Below are 12,492 nucleotides of genomic sequence, written 5' to 3'. Positions count from 1 at the left end.
TCTGTAAAATGTAAAATAATACATTAATGTGAAGGTGGAATCTGATGCATACATATACTATAACCAAGAAGCAAGCTCGACTGTTTCTCCTGACTCACCAGAAGTTAACAAAGAGCGCTATGCCTGCAGGTAAACTTAGCATTTATGATTATGTTCGTCACGTAGGCTGCATCCAATATGACCCGCTTAACATTGCCGGCCATAATCATGAGCTTGTCCTCCAAGCACGGATTCCCGGATTCACACCGGAACTTGTTCAAGAGCTTCTGTATAAAGACAGGCTGCTATTGGATGGCTGGGACAAAAACATGTCCATTTATTGTACTGAAGATCGGCCTTATTTTAAACGGAGAAGAGATGCATCTGCCTCGTACCACCAAACCAATGAGCTTGTAATGGCTACTGTAGAACAGGTTCGTGAAGAGTTAGTTAGGCGTGGTCCCCTCTCTTCTCTGGATTTGGAAGGGAAAGACAAGGTGGATTGGGCTTGGGCTCCGGCTAGATTAACGCGGGCCGCTTTGGAAAGTATGTACTTTTGGGGTGAACTAGTCGTTCATCATCGTGTTCATACCCGCCGGTATTACGATTTCACTGAACGTCTGCTTCCTCATAACCTATTAAACACTGAAGACCCTAACTTCACTGATGAACAATTTCACGAATGGTATGTGTTGCGGAGAATAGGCAGCATCGGACTATTATGGAATAAATCCGGAGACGGATGGCTTGGGATTTCTGGCCTGAAGAGTAAGGAGAAGACTGCAGCGATTCAAAGGCTGTTAATGGCGGACAGTCTCAGAGAAGTTCTAGTAGAGGGTATTAAGCTACCACTTTACATCCGTAGCATGGACGCACCAACTTTAGAAGCTGTAATACAGCAGGAGTCTGAAGAAGATGAGGCTCATTCAAGTTATTCGTTTGCAGCTGTAATAGCTCCTCTGGATAACTTGATATGGGATCGAGAGCTGATCCGACAGTTATTTGGATTTCATTACCGCTGGGAAGTCTATAAACCTGCCTTGGAACGAGAATATGGCTATTATGTACTGCCATTACTATATAATGATCGTTTTATCGGGAGATTGGAACCGATAATGGATAAGAAGAACAAAACATTGAATATTGTGAATTGGTGGTGGGAACCGGGTGAGAGCCTAACGCCAGAGATGGTTCCGGCATTAGGCGAAGCTCTATCTGCACTCTCACGCTGTGTTAGAGCTTCTAAGATTCATTTTAGACCGGAGGTTGTAACAGCTTGCGGATTAGAAGGATTATTAGAATAAAGTCTCCTCTTCTAACCCAAGCTTCGTGAACATTTCTGTACAATAGCCTTGTAACTTGATCTCTAGTCTTCTAGCTTTATTTTTGAATCGTTTTAACTCCTCGATCATTTTAGCCCTTCCAGCCGGGGTGAACGTTTCTTGTATCCGTTCTTTGAAATAATCGTGAACGATATGATTGCGCTGTTTCCACACTTCTTCTAGCTGAGCGGTTTCTTGCTCCGAGAAAGGAAAGTGATGCTGGATTTCTTTGATGAGTTGACCGAGTGAATTGCTGAGTTTTCGCTGATACAAATCTGTCAGATCTGCTTCCGTGGGCGTTTTCCCTTGTGATAATTTGGTGAGCAATAACAAATTGGTCAACTGCTGTTCTAGGGCTTGACCATAATAGACTGCTAATCCAAAATACGCAAATAACTCCTTCGATTGTTCACTCTCTGGTACTTGTGTATGCTTCATCTTTCCCCTCCACTTCGGTAGCTCTGCCAGAGCTATAATAAACTGATTTCATCCAGGTAACTCGCAGAAGTATGTGTTCCCTTTCACATCTACTGTTAATTCTCCAGTTCCCTATAAATTTCCTCTTCTAGAATAGAAATTATATCTAGCAAAGCTAAGATCTATTGAGACTATAAGCTCGAGCGTGCTAAAAAGAAAACAGACCATTGCTGTGGATCCACAGCAATGGTCTGGTCATTTGCTTGTTATATAGGTAGTTAGGATATACAACCTTACGCGTATACCTTAACCGCATCGCTAATCAAACGGCACGCCTCAGCACATCTACGGCAGGCATCAATACATTCCTGACAATGTGTATGTATATGCTTGCTGCTTTCATCTGCACAGGCTTCACAAATTTCGGCACACAGTCGGAGAATTCCGGAAACAAACGGACTTTGGCGAGTCATCGCTTGTATGGCATAAGAGCAAATATCCGCACATTCACGATCTAGCCGCATGCTTTCACGCAGAGAAGCAAGATCATATTCTTTTAGGCTTGAGACATAGCTATAATTACAGGCATTCATACTTTCTAAACAAGCGTCAATGCACTCCTGATATTGAATTCGGGTCATAGCCTTAAACCTCCTGTATTTTTATAGGGTATGCGATACTATTAACCTACAAGATTAGGAATGAACCATTACAACTTCTGACAAGGAGATCTGATTATAGACTTCTTTTAATTGCACTAGGACGAACAAAGATACGTCCCTCCATCTCAAGCAACCTAGTGCGCAGTTCACTTGATGAGAAATGTTCACCGATAAATACGGCAACGTCTGGCACTTCGCCCTGCGGTGTGATTTTCATAAAATCAGCTTCACGATAGGCATATTGGAAAAGAAACCGGCTGGAGGTGTCATTAAAGGTCACGATCCCTTTAGCTCTATAAACATCACGCGGCAGTTCCTTAACGAACAGTTCGAATTCCTCACTGTTTACCGGACGTTTGAAGTAATGTGTATACGCCATGACATGATCGTGGGTAGCATGTGTGCCACCTGTAGGTTGTTCATCTTCATCATACATCGAGATCTCATTTACGTCTTCAACCTCTTCCAGTTGTTCATCCTTAAGAACTCCACCTGCATTACGCAGCAGCTCCTCTATTTCCACCTCACAACGCTCAGTTGGGAGGATGGGTGCATAAGCATTCCATTTCCGCAGTACAGCGGTAACCTCTTCCACCTCTTCAGCGGTTACACGGTCGACTTTATTTAATAACAAGACAGAAGCGCAGCGAATCTGCTCCTGCATTAAGCGATAAGTTGCACCTTGCTGCGCGCGATACAGTTCAAGAAGATGCGCCGCGTCAACGACGGTGATCAGGCTTTTCAGTTCTACTTTTTGATATAAAGAAATCTCGGTTACTCCATCTACAATTTCAAGCGGGTTCGCAGCACCCGTTGCCTCAATCACTACGACATCTGGTGATTCCTTCTTGATCAGTGTAGCCAGCTCTGTACTAAGATCACTGCGGATAGAACAGCATATGCATCCACCAAGCAGTTCTGCCATAGGGACAGTTTGCTCAACTAGCAACCCATCTAAATTCACTTCACCCAGCTCATTCATGACTACTGCAGGGCGTAAGCCCTGATTTTTCCAATGATCTAGTAAACGCTGCAGCAACGTTGTTTTGCCGCTTCCCAGAAATCCAGACAATATATACACAGGTACGACCTGTTCCATGTTTCATCGCTCCCCAGCAAATTACGGTTATGTGTAGCGAGTGTACTACATGCGCGCGATGCACGCAAGCGGCATCCAAATTTCAAGCTGCATTCAATGAGTATTAAGTCAGCTTGTCTTTACTTCAGTCATACTCTATCATGATAACATCTCTAATTTAGGAGCTGATCCATTTGTCATCCGTTGAAGAACATCGGAAAGAAGCACCACAAACCGTTTCCTGCTATATCATTACCGTCTCAGACACCAGAACCACAGAAACAGATACCGGCGGAGCTTTGATTAAATCAATGCTCGAAGAAGCTGGGTATGAAGTGATGGGCAGCACCATTATTAAAGACAATTATCAAGATATCCGTGAGCTACTGTATAAATGCGTCGACCATGACGGAATAGAAGCCGTATTACTGACTGGTGGAACAGGGATTTCTCCACGGGATACGACCTATGAAGCTGTTGCCTCTTTGCTAGATAAAACACTACCTGGCTTTGGTGAGATTTTTCGGATGCTAAGCTTCACAGAGGACATTGGTTCAGCCGCTATTCTTAGTCGGGCCATCGCTGGCACAATGGGTAAGACCGCAATCTTTTCTATGCCTGGCTCAACTGGAGCCGTTAAACTGGCCATGGAACGGTTAATTATCCCAGAACTTCGCCATGTCATGCGTGAAATTTACAAACGATAAACAAATACCCAATTTTTTATACAATAGACAAACAACCAATCAGGCTTTTGTTCTGTGCGTATAATACGGTAAGTCCACACACAAAGGAGCTGAAGGAAATGCCTGAATGTCCAAAATGCCCGGATCAAACCGTTACTGACCCACCAAAAGTGGTTTATCAAGATTACTACCATCCTCAAGTTGTGAATGTTATTCACCCTGTGGAAATCGTGAGACGCCATCATTGTGTACCAGTACCTCGTCACTGCTACACTTATTCTGTTAAAGATGTGATGTGCGATAATTCCATGATGCCTAGAGGCAGAAGATAACTCTACTTCACGCCGCTATTAAAAGTCTTCTATAAGTGAGAGAAAGAACCGTGCTAAATGCACTGGACTTCTCTCGCTTTTTTTGTAGGAAACATTTAATAATATGGACCATTCACCCTGTGATTTTGAGAATTTTACGCGAAAGTGGCACACTGAAGATGATAATCTAAACGCATGCTTCCAAAATGGAATCTCTGTACGGACGGTCCGTATACTCTCTTTTTCACGGAATAAGGATGATTGCAGCCTTCTCCTATCAATCATTCGGACCCAGTTGACGTTATTCGCTAGTTTTCAGCCTTTTTTGATGAGTTGCGGACTCCATGGACCTCTGTCAAGAAAGTGGACAGTCACGAAACAGATTTTCCAGTAAATTGCTCAGCAAAACGAACGGGGGAAAGATACCCCAGCGCACCATGCATTCGCTTGCGGTTATAGTAAAACTCAATGTATTGAAAAAGCGCCTGGTAGGCTTGCTCCTTGGTTTTGAAGCGTGGATTGCAATAGATAAGTTCCTTCTTCAAAATGCTGTGCCATGACTCGATACAGGCGTTATCGTAACAGTTGCCTCTGCGGCTCATGCTGGATTCCATGCCGTATTCCTTCAATTGCTTAGCGTATTCATGAGAAGTATATTGAGAACCTCGGTCGGAGTGATGCAATAGGCCCTTTTTGGGTCGTTTGGCTGCGTAAGCATCTTGCAAGGCACCCAAAACCAGGCTAGTTTCCATATGGTTCTCCAGACGCCACCCTACAATTTCACGCGTACAAAGATCCATTACACTGGCTAGATACAAGCGTCCACCTCGGCAAGGAATATAGGTAATATCCGTGACCCATACTTTGTTGGGTTTAAGGATCTTAAATTGTTGGTTTAAAGTGTTCGGAGCGATCGGGTGGTCATGATTGGAGTCGGTAGTTTGCACGCGATACGTTTTACACACAACGGAACGAAGCTTCATTTGTCGCATATACACGCTTACAGTACGCTCGGTAATGGTGTAGCCTTCTTGATGTAACAGGACGGTGATCTTCGGACTCCCATACCGCTTATGATGATCCGCAAAATGATACTGAATTCGCTTCATTATGGCAGTCCTACGAAGCTTTTGTGTATTGGTTTTTTCTAACCGCCACTTGTAGTATCCGCTCCTTGACACCTGTAGAGACATGCACATCTTCTCCAAGTGGAACTCGGAGCGATGCTTTTCAATAAACTGGAATCTTAGTTCCTTGGTTTGCTGAAGATGTGCACTGCTTTTTTTACGATCGCTAATTCTTCTTCCACATCAGCGATCTTATTATCTTTTTCTTGAAGTTGGCGACTCATTTCTTTCAACTGCGCCTCAAGTTCTCGTACTCGATCCCTGCTGGCTACCGGTTCATTCTTCAGTTCTCGGTATTGGCTCATCCATTGATGAAGAGTACTTTTAGGGATGTTGAGCTCTTCGGCCAAGTCACCTACCGTCTTCGTTTGATCTTGAATGAATTGCACCGTCTGTTTCTTGAATTCTTCGTTATACCGTTGTCGATGTTCTCCCATGTGAACACACCTCCGTGGGCTCATTATCGGTCAGTCTGTTAACTGGTGTCCACTTTTAATTCTAACTCCACCAGTGACTCTATTCCTTAGAAAAGTACTCTTTTTTGTTGTTTTTCATGCTAATAGCTGCTTTGGGGTCCGTTAAGAATTGAAATGTGGGAAAAAGTTGCGTTTAAGGTCATCTGTGTCCGATATCATCATTGTACGCGCAAATATTTCCCTAATCATTCGTGGTTTGGCGTTTAGATCAGATTATAACCCTACCAAAACCGGGCTAAGAGTAACCAATGGATCGGGACGATTAATTCGCCAATAATAGTGTAATTTAACGGTGCTTCATACCATAACCAATCTAAATCTTTAATAGCTATATTTCTATGTTGGAGAACCCATCTACTAAACGCTACATGTGGATCGTCTACGGGTAGCTCTTACTTTGGATTCTGACTTTGGATTCTTATCTCTTAAATGATTTGCTGCCGTCAGGAGTACAACGTTAATATCTGATTCAATTGTAAATCCCTTCCCTCTTCCAATATATACAACAAACCCGACAGAAGAATCTGCCGGGTTTGTTGTATTGCAATTTACAAATCAGGATGCTCATGTTTCGCTTTCAAACGATTCCAGCGACGCTCAACTTCTGCCTCGAAGCTGCGTAAAGCTGGCTCATTCTCCGGCTTCAGTAAATGACGGGTCTTGCCCATCGTCTTCAGCCATGCCGAGAGCTCAACGCGTTTGCCTTTGTCTTCTGGATTGTACGTGATATTCGTAGAGCCGTGCTCCACTTCATACAGCGGGAAGAAGCAAGATTCAACCGCCAGCGAGACGATGTTGGTGCCTTCCTTATCTTCAGACATCCAGTTCAATGGGCAAGCGATCAGGATTTTACCATAAACCAATCCTTCGTTTTGTGCGTACCACTGCGCTTTTGCCGCTTTCTTCACGAGGTCCTGCGGGTAAGCTTCTGAACCAGTGAAGACATAAGGAATATTTGTAGCTGCCATGATCTGAGCAGTATCTTTATGCTGAGTAGCTTTTCCTTGCTGATTCTTACCAATACTGGATGTAGAAGTCCGGTGACCCAATGGTGTGGAATAGGATTGCTGAGCACCAGTATTCATGTAACCTTCGTTATCGTACTCTACGATAATCATTTTGTGACCGCGCAGTGCAGCCCCAATCGCTGGCCCCATTCCGATGTCCATACCACCATCACCAGTAACCATTACAAATGTAAAATCATCTCGAAGTCCAAGTCCATCTAGCTCACCACGACGTTTGCGTTCCCAGAACATTTCTACGACACCAGATAAGGTAGCCGCACCATTTTGGAACAGGTTATGAATAAACGTAGATTTATGAGAAGAATATGGATATCCCGTAGTCGTTACCATCGCACAACCTGTGTGGTAAAGCGCTACGATATCTCCTTCAATGCCTTTGAAGAAAGTCTCCAGTCCTGAGAAAATCCCACAGCCTGGACATGCGCCATGGCCCGGTGCCAGCCGTTTAGGTTTCTTCGTCAAGCTGCGCAGTGGGGGTATCCGCACACTTAATTTGCCGGTTACTTCATCTTGTTTAACCGTAATTAAACCAGTCTTCAGCGAATCAAAGTCCATCGGCTTCAAAAGACGCTGTGGCGCTTTATCCGGTGTACCTGGATTATGGCCATAGTAGTCAAACGGAACTTCAACACGGTCTGCAGCAACGGCATCCAAGGCTAATTGGAAGAACGCATGACCATCTTCTGCATAGAAGTCCTTACCACCTAACCCGTAAATACGGCTAATGACCTTTGTAGTAGTGTTGCCATAAGTGAACAAGGCTGCCTTGATTTCATTAACCATATTACCGCCGTGACCACCAACCGAATCCGCGCGGTCGCCTACGGTGATTGCTTTCACATTTTTCAGTGCTTCAGCCATTTGCTTTTGTGGGAAAGGACGAATCATATTTGGTGAAATTGAACCTGCTTTGATCCCTTGCTTACGAAGCTGATCCACTACATCCTTAATGATCTCTGAGGCAGAGTTCATCAAGAATACGGCTACTTCCGCATCTTCCATCCGATACTCTTCGATCATTGGATAGTGGCGTCCGGTCAATTCAGCGAATTCTTTAGCGATTTCTTCGAAGACTTCACCAGCATTATACATCGCTACTGACTGCTGATAACGGTTATTGATATAGTCAGGTTCGTTCATGTATGGACCTACGGTGACCGGATTATTGCGATCCAGTGTATCCGTAAAGCCTGCTGGAGGTTGTGGCCCAACAAATTTATGAACATCCTCACGGTGAGTAAATGCCTGTACACGGCGCTTCTGGTGAGAGGTGAAATAACCATCTGAAGCTACCATTACTGGAAGACGCACTTTGGCGTGCTCAGCAAGCTTTAATGCCATCAGGTTCATATCATAAACAGATTGTGGATCACGGCACATCAGAATCGGCCAGCCCGTATTTAGCGCAAAATATAAATCAGAATGATCCCCATGAATATTAAGCGGACCGGAGATCGAGCGACAGATCAAATTCATAACCATAGGCATGCGTGTACCCGCTTGTACAGGCAATTGCTCTAACATGAACATATAACCCTGGGCACTGGTAGCATTAAATACACGTCCACCAGCCGTCGAAGCTCCATAACAGATACCAGCAGAACTATGTTCACCATCTGATGGAATGAGCATAATATCATGCTGTCCACTGGCTTTCATTGTATCAAGAAATTGTGCCACTTCTGTTGATGGGGAGATCGGAAAATAACCCATGACATGATAATTAATCTGGTGAGCAGCATAAGCTGCCATTTCATTGCCGGATTCATATAGGAATTTCTGCTCAACCTTCGTAGAGCTTACTTCTTTTTCATAATCTATAGCCACGTGTGTTCCACCTTCCTCCGTTAAATTAAGCTTGGGTAACGAGATCAAAAATATGCCGGACCGTATGACTCTCTGCGTAGCCATCTTCCTCACGTTCACTAGACAAGGCAGTTGTCGGACAGGCTTCTACGCATTTCAAACAGCCCTTGCAGTATTGATAATCAATCCCTTGCAGGAACATTTGCGGGCGTCCCTTCTTATCAGGCTGCTCATCCCAAACAAAACATAAATCAGGACATACCGTATCGCATTGCGCACAATGAATACAATCATCTAATTTAAAATGAGGCAACAAACCGGATCGTGAAATACTAAGATTCTTTAAAAAGCTACTTCCAGGGTTCGTAATGGTACCACCGATAGGCTGCGTTTCATAACCTAAGGCCGAAATATCGGACCGAACGAACTCAGGCATCATCGCACCTTCTGGCAAAGGAAAATGCATGAAAGTAACTTCATTAAATCCACGTTCAAAAGTAGTTAATGCTGATTGAACAGCCTGCGGATATTTTTTGCCCAGAGATTTCTCAATAACACCCTTCATTATTTCAGGATCTAAGAAATCACACATCCGGAACAACGCACCTAACATCGCCATATTTACGCGGTTCTTCTCATCTAATGCGATCGATGTGGCATCAACAACCGCTATGGTTCCTGCCATCATATTCAGGGAGGACTTCAATTCCTCTGGCGTCTTAGCCGAGTTCACTAGCACGGTGCTATGATCATAAATTCCGCTAGTCACGTTGACGGTCTTTGCCAACGCTTCATGGAATATTCCTACGACATGAGGTCGTTCTACTGGTGAAGTGTCACGAATATGCGTGTTCAAATCACAAAAACGGATATGCGCTTTTACCGCTGATCCCTTCTTCTCAGAACCATAGGATGAAAAGCTCACTCCATTCATTCCAGCACCGACAACGCCCGCTTCTGCAAGCATTTTACCAGCTAAGTTCGCGCCTAGCCCTCCAATTGATTCCAGACGAATCTCAAAAAATCCGAGTTCGTTCACTTTTGGTAACTGTACCACCGACATAGCCCCTTTCAAAATGTCATCAGTATAATATCCTTTTGACTTTTTCAACGATTGTATCTTGATTTTGCAAGTTGCGAAGTGACAAATCTTGCATTTTCCATGTGTTACCTAAGCTTATTCAGCTACTTTTATTTAGCAATAAAATTAAAAATTAAGATGTTAAATTCATCACATTCTGCATGATAAATATCACACTCCAGTGAAAAGTCACCCGTTTTCAAAAAAATGTGTGTTATTTTTACTTTTCAACTAGTCCATTTCAGGATAAACTGATGCTTGGTGTATTTTTTTGAACATAGTCTAGGAGGCATTAATCGTGAAGTCAAACGAAGCATCATTACAGAAAAAATTGCTTCCACGGCATATCAGCTTTATGGCGATGGGCGGAGTAATCGGTACGGGGATTTTTAAAGGAAGTTCTGAGACAATAAGTCTTGCTGGACCTGGGGTTATTCTTACCTATGTATTGGCAGGCTTACTACTCTTGGTAGTTATGGGAGCAATAGCCGAAATGGCTACAGTGTACCCAAACAGAAACATGAAGGACTTCATTCGTGAGGCTTTTGGAGAACGTCTCTCCTTTATCGTGGGTTGGTTATATTGCTTCATGTGGTTGACCGTCTGTGTAATTGAAGTGCTGGCGGCAGGAAGCTTCTTGCAATACTGGCTACCGGATGTTCCATTATGGCTGCTTAGTCTAGCATGTGGTGCTTTAATTATTGGCATCAATATGATGAGTGTAGCCGGTTACGGGGAAACTGAATTTTGGTTAGCCGGAATCAAGATTGCAATGATCATCATCTTTATTGTTTTGGGAACCTCATTAATATTTGGACTGTTGCCCATGACTGAGGCTACTCCTTACTTACACAACTTTACGGATTATGGCGGATTCCTCCCACGGGGATGGGCCCCGATCTTCTCTGCCCTTCTCGTCGTAATGTTCTCATACGGTGGATCGGAGTTAATTGGACTAACTTTGACGGAGACAAAGGATGCAGAGAAGGTCTTACCTAAGGTTGTCAAAAGCTTCATTCTGCGCGTTATTCTGTTCTATTCCTTGCCGATCTTAGTCATCTGTGGCTTGATTCCCTGGAATCAGCTGAATGATCATACCAGCCCGTTTGTTCAGGTGTTAGCCGCAACAGGACTCAAGGGTGCCGATCACATCATGAACTTCATACTGATCACAGCGGTACTCTCTGCTGCCAATTCTGGTATTTATGGTGCCACTCGGATGCTACACTCAATGGCCTCTCAGGGTGAAGCACCTCGCAGCTTGGCAAAAACTTCTTCAAAAGGCGTACCCATTAACAGTTTGAAGCTCTGCGCCGTTGTTCTTCTTATCGGTTCTATGTTAGCGTACTTCGCTCAGGATGGACTGTTCCGTGTGCTGATGGCGGTTCCAGGCTTTGTGGTTTTACTAGTCTGGATCAGTATCTGTATGTCACAGCTTAAATTGAGAAAGTCCTACCCGAAAGAAGCGACCTTTAAGGTATGGGGATTCCCTTATATAACCGTTCTGACACTTGTCTGCTTAGCGGTTATCGCGATTTCCTTCCTGTTCGATACTCAAAACCGCATCAGTATAGGCTCATGTCTGGCAGTTGTGGTAATACTTACGATCTGGTCATTCGTAAAATTCAAAAAGAAGACCGGAAGCATTTAGCTCGGATCGATTTATAAAAAAGAGGTGTTCCCTTGTTCTTCACATTAGCGAAGAGAGGGAAACACCTCTTTTTATTGTTGCCATTCAAGGTCGGTTTTCCTTTATCATGGAAGATTAATTACTAAAGCAGGACGCACGCCATCACGGGCTACACTTACATTCGCATAGCTGCGAATACTACAGCTCGGTCCGACAAAAAATGCACGCGAAAGTTTGTTTCCCTGAGTTCGTAGCCACCACCAAGAGCATCCAATTTCTTCGCCGTCTTTGATTATATAGTTATCTTTATCCGTTTTATCATATACGTATAAGCTGCATCCATCGGACTTTTTCGTTTTGGCAAAGTCCGTGCCAACGGCACGCAGAAGATCTTTACCGTGAATCTCAGAGAATGCCTTTATCTCATCAACACTAAGCAAAAAAACGTTGTCCTCTGTATCCGGGCTGCCCTCTCCGTTGTCTGTGCAATGAGTAGTCTTTATACATTCCTTCTCGGCGGCATTAAATGCGGTATTATAGAATTCATCGTTCAACCACTGACGCAAATCACAGTCTTGCCACGTAATATCCACGCAATCACGCCATTTAATATCTACGCTCTTACCTTGATACCTCTTGCAATCCAATATATACTCACTCAAAAGAAACAGTTCACCACCAGAATTTTGGAGAACACGCCATTCAATCGGTAGCTCTTTACCTTCCTTTGACTGTGGATACGTGCCGTAAGTAATGATTTCGCCGGGCTTGATGTTCCGGTTCGGTGTAAAAGCAAGCTTACCATTTTCCATTCAGTTCACCTCCTAATTTACTTGCCTCTGGAAAACAAAAAACGCGGGAACATCGTTCTCCCGCGCTCACACCGTTG

The 12,492-nt window shown here is 43.9% G+C and carries 12 protein-coding genes; 4 read left to right on the top strand and 8 right to left on the bottom strand.

Annotated features, from left to right (window positions below):
- Window positions 1-44 precede the first annotated feature (44 nt).
- Entirely contained in the window at window positions 45-1,283 is a 1,239-nt protein-coding gene (locus NSS67_RS16420; protein WP_339314327.1) for a winged helix DNA-binding domain-containing protein, read from the top strand.
- Here NSS67_RS16420 and NSS67_RS16415 read toward each other — a convergent pair.
- From NSS67_RS16415 to NSS67_RS16405, 3 genes are all read right to left on the bottom strand, one after another.
- Window positions 1,275-1,739, bottom strand: coding sequence for a hypothetical protein (locus NSS67_RS16415; protein WP_339314325.1), 465 nt, complete (start codon window positions 1,737-1,739; stop codon window positions 1,275-1,277). The two genes, NSS67_RS16420 and NSS67_RS16415, sit on opposite strands and share 9 nt — an antisense overlap.
- Before the next feature lie 272 nt (window positions 1,740-2,011).
- Window positions 2,012-2,359, bottom strand: a complete 348-nt coding sequence (locus NSS67_RS16410; RefSeq protein WP_339314323.1) for a four-helix bundle copper-binding protein — start codon at window positions 2,357-2,359, stop codon at window positions 2,012-2,014.
- Window positions 2,360-2,453: 94 nt separating this feature from the next.
- Window positions 2,454-3,479, bottom strand: coding sequence for a GTP-binding protein (locus tag NSS67_RS16405; RefSeq protein WP_339314321.1), 1,026 nt, complete (start codon window positions 3,477-3,479; stop codon window positions 2,454-2,456).
- A 167-nt stretch (window positions 3,480-3,646) separates the two neighbouring features.
- On the opposite strand from NSS67_RS16405, the gene NSS67_RS16400 reads away from it, so the two are divergent.
- Together NSS67_RS16400 and NSS67_RS16395 are read left to right on the top strand one after the other, a co-directional pair.
- Complete coding sequence (locus NSS67_RS16400) at window positions 3,647-4,165, top strand: MogA/MoaB family molybdenum cofactor biosynthesis protein (protein ID WP_339320619.1); 519 nt, start codon at window positions 3,647-3,649, stop codon at window positions 4,163-4,165.
- Between the two features lie 98 nt (window positions 4,166-4,263).
- Window positions 4,264-4,476: a hypothetical protein gene (locus NSS67_RS16395; protein ID WP_339314319.1), complete on the top strand. Its 213-nt coding sequence runs from the start codon at window positions 4,264-4,266 to the stop codon at window positions 4,474-4,476.
- A 350-nt stretch (window positions 4,477-4,826) separates the two neighbouring features.
- Here the strand turns inward: NSS67_RS16395 and NSS67_RS16390 are convergent, their stop codons facing one another.
- The 4 genes from NSS67_RS16390 to NSS67_RS16375 form a co-directional block, all read right to left on the bottom strand.
- On the bottom strand, window positions 4,827-5,690 hold the full coding sequence (locus tag NSS67_RS16390) for an IS3 family transposase (protein ID WP_339320618.1): 864 nt from the start codon (window positions 5,688-5,690) through the stop codon (window positions 4,827-4,829).
- 11 nt (window positions 5,691-5,701) lie between these two features.
- Window positions 5,702-6,019 (bottom strand): transposase, encoded by a 318-nt coding sequence (locus tag NSS67_RS16385; protein ID WP_339314317.1) that lies wholly within the window; start codon window positions 6,017-6,019, stop codon window positions 5,702-5,704.
- Window positions 6,020-6,606: 587 nt separating this feature from the next.
- Window positions 6,607-8,913: a thiamine pyrophosphate-dependent enzyme gene (locus tag NSS67_RS16380; protein ID WP_339314315.1), complete on the bottom strand. Its 2,307-nt coding sequence runs from the start codon at window positions 8,911-8,913 to the stop codon at window positions 6,607-6,609.
- A 25-nt stretch (window positions 8,914-8,938) separates the two neighbouring features.
- Window positions 8,939-9,949 (bottom strand): 2-oxoacid:acceptor oxidoreductase family protein, encoded by a 1,011-nt coding sequence (locus NSS67_RS16375; protein WP_339314313.1) that lies wholly within the window; start codon window positions 9,947-9,949, stop codon window positions 8,939-8,941.
- 322 nt (window positions 9,950-10,271) lie between these two features.
- On the opposite strand from NSS67_RS16375, the gene NSS67_RS16370 reads away from it, so the two are divergent.
- The gene (locus NSS67_RS16370; protein WP_339314311.1) at window positions 10,272-11,624 is read left to right on the top strand and encodes an amino acid permease; all 1,353 of its coding nucleotides are present in this window, start codon (window positions 10,272-10,274) and stop codon (window positions 11,622-11,624) included.
- A 104-nt stretch (window positions 11,625-11,728) separates the two neighbouring features.
- Here NSS67_RS16370 and NSS67_RS16365 read toward each other — a convergent pair whose 3' ends face one another.
- Complete coding sequence (locus tag NSS67_RS16365; protein WP_339314309.1) at window positions 11,729-12,415, bottom strand: DUF6273 domain-containing protein; 687 nt, start codon at window positions 12,413-12,415, stop codon at window positions 11,729-11,731.
- Window positions 12,416-12,492 lie beyond the last annotated feature (77 nt).

Source organism: Paenibacillus sp. FSL R10-2734, from assembly GCF_037963865.1.
In the GTDB taxonomy this organism is placed as follows: Bacteria; Bacillota; Bacilli; order Paenibacillales; family Paenibacillaceae; genus Paenibacillus_AQ.
The sequence above is the reverse complement of the archived record's forward strand: the minus strand, read 5'-3'. Positions and strand labels throughout refer to the sequence as shown.